Below are 14565 nucleotides of genomic sequence, written 5' to 3' on the forward strand. Positions count from 1 at the left end.
GGGGGCAGGGCTCCTGTCCGGATGTGCAGTCGAAGGATGGGGCGAGGGGCGCAGCGACAAAGTCGCGGCCGGGGGCTCAACGATAACCGGCCGCCTGAAGTTCGAACAATTCCGCATAGCGGCCGCCCTGCGCCAGCAGCTCCGCATGGGTGCCGCTGGCCTCCAGCCGGCCTTCGGCGAGCACGAGGATGCGGTCGGCCATGCGCACGCTGCTGAAGCGGTGGGAGATCAGCACCGCGGTCTTGCCGCGCGAGAGGTCCTTGAAGCGCTGGAACACCTCGAACTCGGCGCGCGCATCCAGCGCCGCCGTCGGCTCGTCGAGGATCATCACCTGCGCATCGCGCATGTAGGCGCGCGCAATGGCGATCTTCTGCCATTGCCCGCCGGACAGGTCCACGCCGGTCTTGAAGCGCCGGCCGACCAACTGGTCGTAACGCAGCGGCAAGCTTTCGATCATCTCGTCGGCCGCCGCGCGGCGCGCGGCCTCGCGGATGCGCGCGGCGTCGTCCATCGCTTCGATGCGGCCCACGCCGATGTTCTCGCCGGCGGTGAGGTGGTAGCGCACGAAGTCCTGGAAAATCACGCCGACGTTGCCGCGCAGGTCGTCCAGGTCGTACTCGCGCAGGTCGCGGCCGTCGAGCAGGATGCGGCCTTCGTCCGGGTCGTACAGACGTGCGAGCAGTTTCACCAGGGTGGTCTTGCCGGCGCCGTTCTCGCCGACCAACGCCAGCACTTCACCGGCGCGCAGTTGGAAATCGAGCCCGCGCAGCGCCCACTTCTCGGCGTCGGGATAACGGAAGCCGACGTTTTCGAAAACGAACCCGCGCGCGATCGGGCGCGGCACCGGCAACGCATCGGGCGGGGAGACGATCTCCGGCTCGATCTCGAAGAACGAGAACAGGTCGTCCAGGTACAACGCCTGTCCGGCGACCTGCGAGAAGCCCACCAGCAAGCCTTCGAGCAACTGGCGCAGGCGCAGGAAACTGCCGGCGAGGAAGGTGAGGTCGCCGATGCTGAAGTCGCCCTTCACCGTGCGCCAGGCGATGTAGGCATAGGCGATGTAGTACGCCAGCGTGCCCAGCGCTGCCAGCAGCGTGCCCCAGAAGGCGCGGCGGCGGGCGAGGGCGCGGTTGGCGCGGAAGAACTTCTCGGCCAGTTCGCGATAGCGGGCGATGAGGAAGCGGTGGAGGTTGAAGATCTTCACCTCCTTCGCCGTTTCCACGCTGGCGCCCATCTGGCGCACGTACTCGAGCTGACGGCGCTCCGGCGTCCAGGCGAAGTTGAGCGAGTAGCCCAGCGCGTTGAAATGCGCTTCGCCGACGAACGCCGGCACCAGCGCGATCGCCAGCAGCACGATCAGCCACGGCGCGAAGACGAGCAGGCCGGCGGCGAAACTGACGACGGTGATCGCATCCTGCACCTGGCCGAACAACTGGCTCATCAGGTTCATGCGGCCCATCGTCTGGCGACGTGCGCGATCGAGCTTGTCCTGCAGGTCGGGGTCCTCGAAGTCCTCCAGGTCGAGCATCGCCGCGTGTTCCATCAGACGCACGCTGGTGGCGTTGGTGAACAGCTCCGACAGCAGCGCATCGCCGTAGCTGACGATGCGGCCCAACAGGTCCGAACCGATGGCCAGGGCGAACTCCAATGCCAGCAGCGCGAACAGCGTGTCCAGCTGCCCGCCGTGCCAGGCCTGCGCGATGGAGTCGAAGCCCTTGCCGGCCGCGACCAGCCGCACCGCTTCGTCGATGATGAGTTTGCCGACGTAGAGCGTGGCGACCGGAAGGAACGCGCGCACGACGCGCAGGGAGATCGTCGCCAGCGTGAGTCCCGGGCTGGTGGCCCAGATCTGCCGCAGAAACGGCGGCAGATTGCGCAGCGCGTCGAAGCGTTCGCGCAGGCTGGGGTGGGAGGCGGGACGGGCCGCGTGGGGATCGCTCATGTGGCGATTGTGCCCTGAGTGCGTGCGCAGCCGGTGTCATCGGGGGCGATGACGTCCCGGTTGTCATCTCCGCCTAAGGTGAGGATCCATCTTTCAGGCGTTGCATGCCTGGCGAAGGGTGATGAAGCGAAGAGTTGGATCCCCGCCTTCGCGGGGATGACGGCAAGAAGGGGGATGACAGCGGGAAGGGCATGACAGCAGGAAGTGCGCCTAATGCTCCCGCGGCTGCCGCATGGGCCGTCGGCGATTCTCGTCGCGATCGCGGTCTTCGATGTCGTCGCGCTGGTCGTACGAGGAACTGGAAAAACCGCTGCCTTGCTGATCGAAACCGCTGCGCACGGCCTGGCCGGGCGGGCCGAACGAATGCGCGCCGCGATCGACGTGCAGGCGGTTGTGCACGTCGCGCACGCCCTGCACGGCGACGGCGAGGTCTTCGGCCAGATGCTTCATGCGACGCTCGGGCACTTCGCCGGTCAGGGTGACGACGCCGGACTCGACGGCGATGAGAATCTCGCGCGCGTCGATGTCGTCGTCGCGGGTGAGGCGTTCGATCAGGTCGTCGGCGATGCGCTCGTCAGAGCGCGTGAAGTTGCGCGGGCCGCGCCCGCGATGCCCGCCGATGCGGGGCGCGTGTTCGGGTCTGGCGACGGTGTCGCGGGGCGGCTGCCGGAAATCGCCGAAGCCGCCCTGGCCCGGATAGCCGAACCCGTCGTCTTCGCGCGTGGGGCCCCAGACGCGGTTGGTGACCGAGGGCAGGCCGCGGTAGAGCTCGTCGCGGTGGCGTTGTTCGCGGTCGCGGTCGTCGTCGCGGTGTCTGGCCATGGCGGGCTCCGGGAGTCGTGTGGGGACCACGATGCTGGGGAAGTCGCGGTTAGCGGGGTGGCAACGGGTTGTGATCGCTTTGTTCCGATGTGTTTTCCTACTCCGTCATCCCGGCGAAGGCCGGGATCCAGGCCAATCGCGCATTCGCCCGTGATCGCACTTCACCGCGTCATTCCAGCGGAAGCTGGAATCCATTTGGCTTCTGTCTGAGGCGGCGGCGTCGGTTCCATAGAGCAAGATGGATTCCAGCTTTCGCTGGAATGACGGGATGTGTCCGCGACAGCGTGACAGCCTGGGTCCCGGCCTTCGCCGGGATGACGGCAACGGGAAGAGCTGCAATCAACCTGTGGCTCAGGTTGTCTTGGTGGAGGGCTTTCCGGGCTTCTTCACCGTCTTCACTGCCTTCTTCACTCGCTTCTTCACCGCCTTCCCCGGCCCCAACTCAATCCAAGTCGGCGCATGGTCGCTGGGCTTGGGCTGTCCCCGGACCCATCGATCCACGCCGGCCGCACGCAAGCGCGGGGCCAGTTCCGCGTTGAGCAGCAGGTGATCGATGCGCAGCCCGGCGTTGCGTTCCCAGTGCTGGCGGAAGTAGTCCCAGAACGTGTACACGCGCTCCTCGCCGAAGACGTGCCGCAGGCAATCCAGCCACCCCATCGCGAGCAGCCGTTCGTAACGCTCGCGACTTTCCGGCTGGAGCAGCGCGTCCTTGCGCCAGGACTTGGGGTCGTAGATGTCCTCGTCGGTGGGCACGACGTTGTAGTCGCCGGCGATGACCACCGGCTGGCCGCTGTCGTACCACTGCTGCGCGCGCACCAACAGGCGGTCCATCCACGCCAGCTTGTAGTCGAACTTCGGCCCGGGCTGCGGATTGCCGTTGGGCAGGTACAGGCAGACCACGACGATGCCCTCCACGGCCGCCTCGATGTAGCGGCTCTGGCTGTCCTCGGGATCGCCCGGCAGGCCGCGGCCGATCTCCACCGGTTCCGCGTCGCGGGCGAGGATCGCCACGCCGTTCCACGATTTCTGGCCGTGCCAGATCGCGCCGTAGCCGGCGTCGGCGATGGCCTGGGCGGGGAAGGCGTCCTGCGGGGCTTTCAGTTCCTGCAGGCAGGCCACATCCGGCTGTTCCTTGCGCAGCCACGCGAGCAGCGCGTCCAGCCGGGTGTTCACGCCGTTGATGTTGAACGTGGCGATCTTCACGCCGCTTCGGGCTCCGTCCGCACGAAGGCGCCACGCTATCCCGGCACTCGTGAAGGCCCGGTTCCCGACGTCCGACAGGTCCCGTATCCGCGCGCCGACGGCTAGACTCGGCTTCCGCTTTCCAGGGGAACGACACGATGCTCCGTCACGCACTGCTCGCCGCGGCCGTCGCCGCCGGTCTGTCCGCGCCGCTCGCATGGGCGCAGGCGCCCACCCGCACGCCGTCCACGCAGGCCCAACCCGCCAGTTCGGCCGCGCAGGCGCTGCACGCGTTGTTTGCCGAGGAATGGGAACGCGGCATGCGCGAGAACCCGGAGGAGGCGAGCTGGCGCGGCGACAAGCGCTACAACGATCGCTGGACCGACATGTCGATGGCCGCGATCCAGCAGCGCATGGACGGCGACCGCCAGGCGCTGCAGCGCTTGAAGGCGATCGACCGCAATGCATTGAGCGAAGCGGATCGACTGAACTACGACGTCTTCGCCTGGGATCTGGAGAAGGCCGTCGAGCGGCAGAAGTACCGCGAATACCTGCGCCCGATCAGCCAGCGCGGTGGCGTGCAGAACGCCGAGGGCATCGCCGAGGTGCTGCCGTTCGCCAGCGTCAAGGACTATCGCGACTGGCTGGCACGCATGCGCGCCCTGCCGGCGCTGCTCGAACAGAACCAGGCGCTGATGCGCGAAGGCATCGCCGCCGGCAACACGCCGCCGCGCGTGCTGATGGAGCGCGTGCCGGCGCAGATCCAGTCCCAGTTGGTCGACGATCCGACGAAGAGTCCGTTCTACAAGCCGTTTGCGAAATTCCCGGACGCGATCGGCGAGGCCGACCGCGTGGCGTTGCAGAGCGAGGCGAAGCAGGTCATCGCCGAGAGCGTCGTGCCGGCCTACCGTCAGTTCGACGCCTTCTTCAAGAACGACTACCTGCCCAAGACGCGCGAGTCGATCGCTGCGGTCGATCTGCCCGACGGCAAGGCGTACTACGACTTCGTGGCCCGCTATTTCACGACGACGAACCTGACGGCCGACCAGATCCACAACATCGGCCTGAAGGAAGTCGCGCGCATTCGTGGCGAGATGGAGAAGGTGAAGGCGGAGGTCGGCTTCAAGGGCACGCTGGCGCAGTTCTTCGACCACCTGCGCACCGATCCCAAGTTCTTCTACAAGACACCGCAGGAGCTGTTCACCGGGTACGAGGCGATCTCCAAGCGGATCGACCCGGAACTGGTGAAGGTCTTCAAGACCATCCCGCGCCTGCCGTACGGCGTGCGGCCGATCCCGGACAACATCGCCCCCGACACCACGACGGCCTACTACCAGCCAGGCGCCGTGGACGGCACCCGCGCCGGCTTCTACTACGTGAACCTCTACAAGCCGGAGGTGCGGCCGAAGTGGGAAATGATGGCGCTGTCGCTGCACGAAGCCGTGCCCGGGCACCACTTCCAGTTCGCGCGTGGCATGGAACTGCCGGATGTGCCGATGTTCCGTCGCGTGGGTTACTTCGTCGCCTACGGTGAGGGCTGGGGTCTGTATGCCGAGCGCCTGGGCTACGACATGGGCCTGTACGACGATCCCTACGACCGCATGGGCCAGCTCGCCTACGACATGTGGCGCGCGGTGCGCCTGGTGGTGGACACCGGCATGCACAGCAAGGGCTGGAGCCGGGACCAGGCCATCGCCTTCTTCATGGACAACGCGCCCAAGACCCGCCAGGACGTGGTCAACGAGATCGACCGCTACATCGGCTGGCCGGGCCAGGCGCTGGCCTACAAGATCGGCCAGCTCAAGATCTCCGAACTGCGTGAGAAGGCGACGAAGCAGCTGGGGCCGAAGTTCGACCTGCGGGCCTTCAACGATGCGGTGCTGGAGACCGGGTCCGTGCCGCTGGAGGCCCTGGAAGCGCACATCGGCGCCTGGATCGAGGCCCAGAAGGCGGCCTGAGGCGGGCCGCGGGGCTGGGCGCACGCACATTTGCGCCCAAGCCATTGAATCGGCCATAATTTCGGGCTCCCGCGGCTCCGGCCGCCGGGAGACCTTGCTCCACTGCGCCCACTTCCGGGCCCGGGGGGCTGATCCGGACGCGCGGTGAATGACGTTCCCGCCCGGCCATCATCCACAAGGAATCACACCATGCGTCATTACGAAGTCGTGTTCCTGGTCCATCCGGACCAGAGCGAGCAGGTGCCGGCCATGATCGAGCGCTACAAGGGCTTGATCGAAGGCGGCGAAGGCAAGATCCACCGTCTCGAGGACTGGGGCCGCCGTCAGCTGGCCTACCCGATCGAGAACCTGGTCAAGGCCCACTACGTCCTGCTCAACATCGAGTGCACCCAGAACGTGCTCAACGAGCTGGTCGACGGTTTCCGTTTCAACGACGCCGTCCTGCGCCACCTCGTGATCAAGCGCGACGGCCCGGACACCGAGCAGTCGCTGATCATGAAGTACAAGGACGAGAAGGGCGACAAGCCCGAGCGCGGCGAACGCCGTCGCCGTGACGAGGAAGGCGAGAGCGTCGGCACCGCCGATGACAACGCCGACGACAACGCCGAAGCCGCCTGAGGATCACCCAAATGTCCAAGTTCTTCCGTCGCCGCAAGTTCTGCAAGTTCACCGCCGAGGGTGTGAAGGAGATCGACTACAAGGATCTCAACACCCTGCGCCAGTACCTCACCGAGACCGGCAAGATCGTGCCGAGCCGCGTGACCGGTACCAAGTCGAAGTACCAGCGCCAGCTGTCGGCCGCCGTCAAGCGCGCCCGCTTCCTGGCTCTGATCCCGTACACCGACAACCACAACGCCTAAGGCGACGTCGTTTCCTCCCGCTGGGAGGAAACACCTTGTCCCCCTCTCCCGCTGCCGGGAGAGGGCAGGGGCGAGGGAAAGACGCCGCGGTCTTCGGACAGCGCAACCCGCTGCGGGCCTCGAGGCTCGCTAACGAATACGGAGCAACACCATGCAACTGATCCTCCTGCAGAACGTGCAGAACCTCGGCAAGCTCGGCGACAAGGTCAGCGTCAAGCCGGGCTTCGGCCGCAACTACCTGATCCCGTACGGCAAGGCCGCCCCGGCGACCCCGGCCAACCTGGCCGAGTTCGAGGCGCGCCGCGCCGAGTACGAAGCCAAGGCCAAGGCCTCCCTCGAGGGTGCCGAAGGCCGCAAGGCCGCGCTGGACGGCGTCGAGGTGACCATCTCGGCCAACGCCTCCACCGAAGGCAAGCTGTACGGCTCGATCAGCCCGCGCGATATCGCCGAGGCGCTGACCAAGCTGGGCCACAAGGTCGAGAAGTCGGAAGTCGTGCTGGGCGAAGGCCCGCTGCGTCGCACCGGCGAGCACGAAGTCGTTGTGCACCTGCACGCCGACATCGAAGCCACCGTCAAGGTCATCGTGGTCGGCGAAGTCGCCTGATCCGGTTACTGCATCAAGGCTTCATGGAAAGGGCGCCCCAGGGCGCCCTTTCTTTTTGAGGCGTTCGGAAAGGTCTGGAAGCGTTTTCGGATTCTTCCGATAGGGTAGTGGGCGCGTGCGTGACAGAGTCGCGCTACCCACCCTGACGCTGCCGCCATGGACCAGAGCCTTGACGTTTTCTCGTTCGACCCGTCACTGGATCTGACTCCCTCCGGCCTGCAGACCTGCACACCCGCCCGCCAGGTCGCGCCGTCCTTCCCCGACCTGATCGCCGCCAGCCTGCGCGAAGCCCGCGAGGCGGATGGCGACGCGCTCTTTCCGATCATCGCCCGCCTGATCGACCAGCACATCGCCGGCACCGGCCAGACGCGACGTGTCGGCCGCTGGCGCGACGAGGCCTTGGACGAGCTGCTCTCCGTCATCTCGCCCGGCCTGTGCGCCCGCATCGGGGCGCAGGCCAGCGCGAACTGAGTCCCTGCGCCCTTGCGTGGGGCGCAGCTTGCCTACCGTCCGTCGTCTCATCGTGTGCGACACGCCTGTGCGCTCATGCGGCGCATGAGTATCCACGCGATATCCACAGACTTATCTGCAACGCTCCGACGCGTTCCGCGTCTACGATGCCCGACCCGCGACAACGACATGTCCGCCATCACGGCGCAGGGAAGGGGTGATTGAGGGCATGAGCGCACGAACTGGTTTTCGCGGTGAGAAGCGGTTCGAGACGCGCAGCGAGCAGCGCGTCGACCAGTTGCGCGTGCCGCCCCAGTCGATCGAAGCGGAGCAGGCGGTGCTCGGCGGCCTCATGCTGGCGCCGGATTCCTGGGACCGGATCGCCGACCAGCTTCACGACAACGACTTCTACCGTCGCGACCACCAGCTCATCTACCGCGCGATCCGCGAACTGGCCGACAAGAACCGGCCATTCGACGCGGTCACGCTGGGCGAATGGTTCGAATCGCAGGGCCTGAGCGAACAGGTCGCCGGTGGCGCCTACCTGATCGAGCTGGCCAGCACCACGCCTTCGGCCGCCAACATCGTCGCCTACGCCGAGATCGTCCGCGACAAGGCGATCCTGCGGCAGCTGATCGACGTGGGCACGGGCATCGTCAACGACGGCTTCCAGCCCGACGGCCGCGACTCCAGCGAGATCCTGGAAGAGGCCGAGCGCCAGGTGCTGGCGATTGCCCAGGCCAGCTCGACCGGCAAGACCGATTTCACTCCGGTGACCAAGGCGCTGTCGGAGGCCTTCGACACCCTGCAGACGCGTTACACCAACGGCGGCGGCGTGACGGGCCTGTCGACCGGCTATACCGAGCTCGACATGATGACGGCCGGCCTGCAGAAGACCGACCTGATCATCCTCGCGGCGCGTCCGGCGATGGGCAAGACCACGCTCGCGCTGAACATGGCCGAGACCGCCGCCTTCCGCAGCAAGCTGCCGGTGGCGGTGTTCTCGATGGAAATGTCGGCCTCGCAGCTGGCGATGCGACTGATCTCCTCGGTCGGCCGCGTCAACGCGCAGCGCCTGCGTACGGGCCAGCTGGAAGACGAGGACTGGAGCCGCGTCACCGGCGCGATCCGCCAGTTGCGCGAGGTGAAGATCTTCATCGACGACGAGCCCGGCCTGTCGCCGGTGAAGCTGGCCGCCAAGGCGCGTCGCCTCAAGCGCGAGCACGGCGGCCTGGGCCTGATCGTCATCGACTACCTGCAGCTGATGTCCGTGCCTGGCAACAGCGAAAACCGTGCGACGGAAATCTCCGAGATCTCGCGCTCGCTCAAGGGCCTGGCCAAGGAACTGCAGGTGCCGGTGATCGCGCTCTCGCAGCTCAACCGCTCGCTGGAAACGCGTACCGACAAACGCCCCGTCATGGCCGACCTTCGCGAATCGGGCGCCATCGAGCAGGATGCGGACATGATCATGTTCATTTACCGCGACGACTACTACAACAAGGAGAACTCGCCGGACAAGGGACTGGCCGAGGTCATCATCGGCAAGCAGCGTTCGGGCCCGACGGGTTCGTGCAAGCTCAAGTTCTTCGGCGAGTACACGCGCTTCGACAACCTCTCGCACGATTCGGTCGGAAGTTTCGAGTAAGCGCGACGACGCACGGCTCACGGCGCAGCACCTACGCTGCGCCGCATGGAGCGCGAGCATGTGGAATCTCAGGCGATCGTCAGCGTCGGTTACGACCCGGACCGGCGGCTGCTGGAGGTCGAGTTCGAAGGCGGCGCCGTCTACCGTTACTTCGATGTGCCCCCCGAACTGCATGCCGGGATGATGATGGCATCGTCGCAAGGTCGGTTCTTCGCGCAGTACCTGCGCGACGAGGGATTCGACTACATCCGCATGGACAGCGACGAAGGCGCGGATTGACGTCGCCCTAACGAACGACGGTGCAGCGTTGGGGCATGGTCCCATCGGAGTCGTCATCATGCGTCGTTCCCGCACATTCGTTCCCGCCCTGATTCTGGGCGCGCTCGGCCTGGCGCTGACGTCTAACGCTGCCGCCTGGCAGACCAAGAGTTCCACCGCCGCCAAGAGCAGCACGAGCACCAAGCGACCGCGCTGCTACGACGTCGAAGTCGAGAAGCCCAAGGAGGTCAAGGACGAGCACAAGATCACCGGCACGGTGGTCGGTGGCCTCGCAGGCGGCCTGCTCGGCAACCAGGTGGGCGGGGGCAGCGGCAAGAAGATCGCCACGGCGGCCGGTGCCGTCGGCGGCGCGTTCGCCGGTCGCAAGATCCAGGACAACCAGCAGAAGAAGACCGAAACGGTGGTCGAGCGGCGCTGCGATCCATAGCGCCCGGCATCCTGCCAGTCCCGTCTCGCGCGTTTAGGCCGGAATCCCCGGACGTCCGCGTGATGCCGGCCGAGCGGGAACGGCGCCTTGCATTGCGCCCGTAGCGCATTCGTGGGCGCTGCTTCTGCTTAGAATGAAGCCCCGCATCCCCTCCGCATCGGGACCGAAGTGCAGCAAACGCCCGGCATGCCCCCGGCCGTCAGCGAGCGTCCGACTCGCATCACGGTCGACCTGGACCACCTTTCCCACAACCTGCGCACCATCCGTGCGCACGTCGGCGTGCCCGTCATGGGCATCGTCAAGGCCAACGCCTACGGCCACGGGCTCGTGCCGGTGGCGCTGCATCTGCAGGCGCAGGGGGTGGAGCAGTTGGGCGTGGCGTTCGTGGAGGAGGGCATCGCCCTGCGACGTGCGGGCGTGACCGCGCCGGTGCTGGTGCTGGGCGGCATCTTCGGCCCGCAGGTGGCGCAGTTCATCGCGCACGATCTGGAGATCACCGTTTCCTCGCTCGACAAGCTGCGTCAGGTCGAAGCCGCGGCCGAGGCGATGGAGCGCCGTGCGGTGATCCATCTCAAGATCGACACCGGGATGGAGCGCATCGGCGTGCACAGCTATTCGTCGCGGCCGTTCATCGAGGCGGCGGTGGGTTCGAAGTGGTGCGAGCTCAAGGGCATCTATTCGCACCTGGCATGCTCGGACGACCCGGCTTCGCCGATGACGTTGCAGCAGGTCGAGCGCTTCCACGACGCCTGCTCGCACATCGAACGCGCCGGCGCGCCGATGCCGCTGCGGCACCTGGCCAACTCCGGCGGTGTGCTGCATTTCCCGCAGACCTGGCTGGACATGGTGCGTCCCGGCATCGTGCTTTACGGCGTGCTGCCCGACCCGGCGTCGCAACGCACCATTGATGTGAAGCCGGCGATGACGCTCGGCTCGCAGGTCGTGTATTTCAAGGTGGTGAAGGCGGGCAACACCGTCAGCTACGGGGCGACCTGGCGCTGCGACCACGACACCCGCGTGGTCACCGTGCCGATCGGCTATGGCGACGGTTTCCCGCGTTCGTTGTCCTCGCGCGGTGAGGTGCTGATCCGCGGGCAGCGTTATCCCATCGTCGGGCGCGTGTGCATGGACCAGTTCATGGTCGACATCGGTCAAGACAGCGCCTGGAACGAGGACGAAGTCGTCCTCATCGGCCGGCAGGGCGACGAGGCCATCCGTGCCGAGGACGTCGCTGCGCTGGCCGGGACCATCCCCTACGAAATCCTCGTCGGCCTCAACGACCGCATTCCGCGCGAGTACCGGGGCGGGCCGGGCTGACCCCGTGGCAAGCCGGGGATGCAGCGCGATCGCCGCTGCATTCACGCCGGCCTTGGGCATACTGATCGCGGCGAGGTCGCCTTCCGATCCCGGGTGCCGTGATGTCCGCAAGCGAGTCGACAGCGCTGGCGCTGGTCTGGTTCCGCAATGACCTGCGGCTGGACGACAACCCCGCCTTGCAGGCCGCACTCGACAACGGCTACGTGCCGATCCCGGTCTACATCCATGCGCCGGACGAAGGCGGCGACTGGAAGCCCGGTGCGGCCTCCGACGCATGGCGGCATCGCTCGCTGGCCGCGCTGGACGGCGCGCTGCGCAAGCGCGGCTCGCACCTGCGCTACTTCTTCGGTCCGAGCCTGGCGACGCTGCAGTCGCTGATCGCGACCACGGGTGCCGAGGCGGTGTTCTGGAACCGTCGCTACGAACCGGCCTACGAGCGCCGCGATGCGAACATCAAGACCACGCTGCGCCAGCAGGGCCTGCGCGCGGAGAGCTTCAATGCCGCGTTGTTGTTCGAGCCGTGGATGGTGCGCAACAAGCAGGGGCAGCCGTTCAAGGTGTTCACGCCGTTCTGGAAGGCGCTACTGGCGCAGTGGCAGCTGGGCTTGTGCTCCGATGCGGCGGGCCGACTGCCCTCGAGCGAAGAGGGGCCGTCCGGCGTGCCATTGGATGCGCTCCACCTGGCCCCGGAACGCGACTGGGATCGCGCCTTCTGGAACGAATGGACGCCGGGCGAGGAGGGCGCGCGCGCCGCGCTGGAAACCTTCGTCGACGGCGCGCTGCGCGGTTACGGCGAGCAGCGTGATCGCCCGGACCGCGTCGGCACGTCGCGCCTGTCGCCGCACCTTCACTTCGGCGAGATCGCGCCCTGGCGGGTGGCGTCCGTGCTGGAGCGCGAGCGCAGCGCCGCCAATGGCGGCGATGTCGACGCCTACCTGCGCGAACTGGGCTGGCGCGAATTCGCCTACCACCTGCTGCACCACTTCCCGGAAACGCCGGATCACAACTTCGACGCGCGGTTCAACGACTTCCCGTGGGCCAACGCATCGGAGGCCCGCATGGCCGACTGGCAACGCGGGGCCACCGGCGTTCCGATCATCGATGCCGGCATGCGCGAACTGTGGGCCACCGGCTGGATGCACAACCGCGTGCGCATGATCGTGGCGAGCTTCCTGACCAAGCACCTTCGCTACCACTGGCGGCACGGCGCGCGTTGGTTCTGGGACACGCTGGTCGACGCGGATCTGGCCAACAACACGCTCGGCTGGCAATGGGTCGCCGGCACGGGAGCGGATGCCGCGCCGTACTTTCGTGTGTTCAATCCGGTGCTGCAGGCGTCGAAGTTCGATCCCGATGGCCGTTACATCGCGCGCTGGCTGCCCGAACTGGCCGGGCTGCCGGTGCCACTGCGCTTCGCACCGTGGCAGGACCCGGCGGCCCTTCGGCGCGTCGCCCCGGACTATCCGCCGCAACCACTGGTGGACATGGGCGCCGGTCGCGACGCGGCGTTGGCGGCCTATCGCAAGCTGCGCGCCGGATGATCGCGTTGACGCTGCTTGCAGGGGCGTGATTCACTCGAACGAGGACGCACAGGAGAACGGATGGCCATGGCGCAGACGCGAGCAAGGGCACGCCGGCGCGGTCGCCGGGAACCGATGTCGCGGGTGGATACCGCCTGGCTGCGCATGGAGCGGCCGACCAATCCGATGATGATCACCGGCGTGCTGATGTTCGCCGAGCCGATGTCGCTGGAGCGCCTCAAGCGCGTGGTGAAGGAGCGCTTCCTGTCGTACCGGCGCTTCCGCCAAAAGGCCGTGGTCACCCCGTCCGGCGCACAGTGGGAAACCGATCTGAACTTCAACCTGGACTGGCACGTCCAGCATGCCGCGTTGCCGGGCCGGGGCGACAAGCGCACGCTGGAACGGTTCGTCAGCCAGTTGGCGTCTTCGGCGCTCAACCACGATCGCCCGCTCTGGCAGTTTCATCTGGTCGAACGCTATGAGGGTGGTGGCTCGGCGCTGGTAGCGCGCATCCATCACAGCTATGCCGACGGCATCGCGCTGGTGCAGGTGCTGCTCTCGCTGACCGACACCGGCCCCGATGCCGACGACGGCACCGAGCTGCCGCGCACCTGGCTCAAGCAGCAGCATGCCGGGGTGGCGCGTCGCGTCGGTGCCGTGGACCGCTACGTGCAACTGGGAAGCAAGGTCGTCGAGAAGGGATTGGAGATGTACCGCGATCCGACCCTCGCCGCGGTGCTGGCGAAGGAAGGCGGCGAGATCGCACGCGAGCTGCTCAATGCGCTGGCGCTTTCGGACGATCCACCGTCGTTGCTGCGCGGTCGCCTGGGCGTGAGCAAGCGCGTGGCCTGGGCCGAGCCGCTGGACCTGGAGGAAGTGAAAGCCGTCGGCCGCGCGTGTGACTGCACCGTCAACGATGTGCTGATGGCCACCGCCGCCGGCGCGCTGCGCAGTTACATGATCGAGCGAGGTGACCACGTCGATGGCCTCACGCTGCGCGCCACGGTGCCGGTGAACCTGCGGCCGCTCGAACATGCACGCAAGCTGGGCAATCACTTCGGGCTGGTGTTCCTCGACCTGCCGGTGGGCGAGGGCAATCCGATCCGTCGACTGGAACGGGTCGCGCAGTGCATGGAAGACCTCAAACAATCGCGCCAGGCCATCGTTGCCTACGGGCTGCTCGCCGCGTTGGGCATGGCGCCGGCGTCGGTGCAGGGGCTCGCGCTGGAGCTTTTCAGCCGCAAGGCCACGGCGGTAGCGACCAACGTGCCTGGCCCGCAGCAGCCGCTTTATCTGGCCGGCTGCATGCTGCGCGAGATGATGTTCTGGGTGCCGCAGACCGGTTCGATCGGCGTGGGCATTTCGATCCTGAGCTACAACGGTCGCGTGCATTTTGGTCTGATCGCAGATGGTCGATTGATCCCCGATCCCGACGCAGTGATTCGCCGCTTCGGTGCGGAATTCGAGAAGCTGCTGTATCTGTCGCTGATGGGGAACTGGGACACGCGCCTGGATGCCGACGCCGCCGAAGCATTGATGCCTGCCGCAAACTGAATAAG

Annotated in this window: 14 protein-coding genes; 11 read left to right on the top strand and 3 right to left on the bottom strand. The window is 66.9% G+C overall.

Translation table 11 applies throughout. The features are described 5' to 3' along the window. Positions 1–76: 76 nt before the first annotated feature. The 3 genes from AAFF32_RS12200 to xth all read right to left on the bottom strand — a co-directional run bounded on the left by AAFF32_RS12200 (position 77) and on the right by xth (position 3967). A complete protein-coding gene (locus AAFF32_RS12200; RefSeq protein WP_342315321.1) occupies positions 77–1942 on the bottom strand; it encodes an ABC transporter ATP-binding protein in 1866 nt (621 codons plus the stop codon). Between the two features lie 210 nt (positions 1943–2152). Beyond that, on the bottom strand, positions 2153–2764 hold the full coding sequence (locus AAFF32_RS12205; protein ID WP_216958037.1) for a BON domain-containing protein: 612 nt from the start codon (positions 2762–2764) through the stop codon (positions 2153–2155). A gap of 351 nt (positions 2765–3115) precedes the next feature. Continuing rightward, a complete protein-coding gene (gene xth, locus AAFF32_RS12210; RefSeq protein WP_342315322.1) occupies positions 3116–3967 on the bottom strand; it encodes an exodeoxyribonuclease III in 852 nt (283 codons plus the stop codon). A gap of 137 nt (positions 3968–4104) precedes the next feature. Between xth and AAFF32_RS12215 the strand changes: the two genes are divergently transcribed. The 11 genes from AAFF32_RS12215 (at position 4105) to AAFF32_RS12265 (ending at position 14560) form a co-directional block, all read left to right on the top strand. Beyond that, positions 4105–5904, top strand: coding sequence for a DUF885 domain-containing protein (locus AAFF32_RS12215; protein WP_342315323.1), 1800 nt, complete (start codon positions 4105–4107; stop codon positions 5902–5904). A gap of 189 nt (positions 5905–6093) precedes the next feature. After that, complete coding sequence (rpsF, locus tag AAFF32_RS12220) at positions 6094–6522, top strand: 30S ribosomal protein S6 (RefSeq protein WP_216958033.1); 429 nt, start codon at positions 6094–6096, stop codon at positions 6520–6522. An 11-nt stretch (positions 6523–6533) separates the two neighbouring features. Then, positions 6534–6764: a 30S ribosomal protein S18 gene (gene rpsR, locus AAFF32_RS12225; RefSeq protein WP_216958031.1), complete on the top strand. Its 231-nt coding sequence runs from the start codon at positions 6534–6536 to the stop codon at positions 6762–6764. Positions 6765–6915: 151 nt separating this feature from the next. Beyond that, entirely contained in the window at positions 6916–7368 is a 453-nt protein-coding gene (gene rplI / locus AAFF32_RS12230; protein ID WP_216958028.1) for a 50S ribosomal protein L9, read from the top strand. A 156-nt stretch (positions 7369–7524) separates the two neighbouring features. Beyond that, positions 7525–7839 carry a hypothetical protein gene (locus AAFF32_RS12235; RefSeq protein ID WP_342315324.1) on the top strand — a complete coding sequence of 105 codons (315 nt, stop codon included), beginning with the start codon at positions 7525–7527 and terminating at the stop codon, positions 7837–7839. Positions 7840–8047: 208 nt separating this feature from the next. Beyond that, positions 8048–9463: a replicative DNA helicase gene (locus tag AAFF32_RS12240; RefSeq protein WP_216958024.1), complete on the top strand. Its 1416-nt coding sequence runs from the start codon at positions 8048–8050 to the stop codon at positions 9461–9463. A 45-nt stretch (positions 9464–9508) separates the two neighbouring features. Beyond that, the gene (locus AAFF32_RS12245) at positions 9509–9742 is read left to right on the top strand and encodes a KTSC domain-containing protein (RefSeq protein WP_342315325.1); all 234 of its coding nucleotides are present in this window, start codon (positions 9509–9511) and stop codon (positions 9740–9742) included. A 58-nt stretch (positions 9743–9800) separates the two neighbouring features. Beyond that, the gene (locus AAFF32_RS12250; protein WP_342315326.1) at positions 9801–10169 is read left to right on the top strand and encodes a glycine zipper 2TM domain-containing protein; all 369 of its coding nucleotides are present in this window, start codon (positions 9801–9803) and stop codon (positions 10167–10169) included. A 186-nt stretch (positions 10170–10355) separates the two neighbouring features. Continuing rightward, on the top strand, positions 10356–11486 hold the full coding sequence (gene alr / locus AAFF32_RS12255) for an alanine racemase (RefSeq protein ID WP_216958017.1): 1131 nt from the start codon (positions 10356–10358) through the stop codon (positions 11484–11486). Positions 11487–11587: 101 nt separating this feature from the next. Then, positions 11588–13027: a deoxyribodipyrimidine photo-lyase gene (locus AAFF32_RS12260; protein WP_216958014.1), complete on the top strand. Its 1440-nt coding sequence runs from the start codon at positions 11588–11590 to the stop codon at positions 13025–13027. 114 nt (positions 13028–13141) lie between these two features. Continuing rightward, complete coding sequence (locus tag AAFF32_RS12265) at positions 13142–14560, top strand: wax ester/triacylglycerol synthase family O-acyltransferase (protein WP_342315327.1); 1419 nt, start codon at positions 13142–13144, stop codon at positions 14558–14560. The last annotated feature ends 5 nt before the right edge of the window (positions 14561–14565 follow it).

The organism is Lysobacter sp. FW306-1B-D06B, from assembly GCF_038446665.1.
Lineage (GTDB): Bacteria > Pseudomonadota > Gammaproteobacteria > Xanthomonadales > Xanthomonadaceae > Lysobacter_J.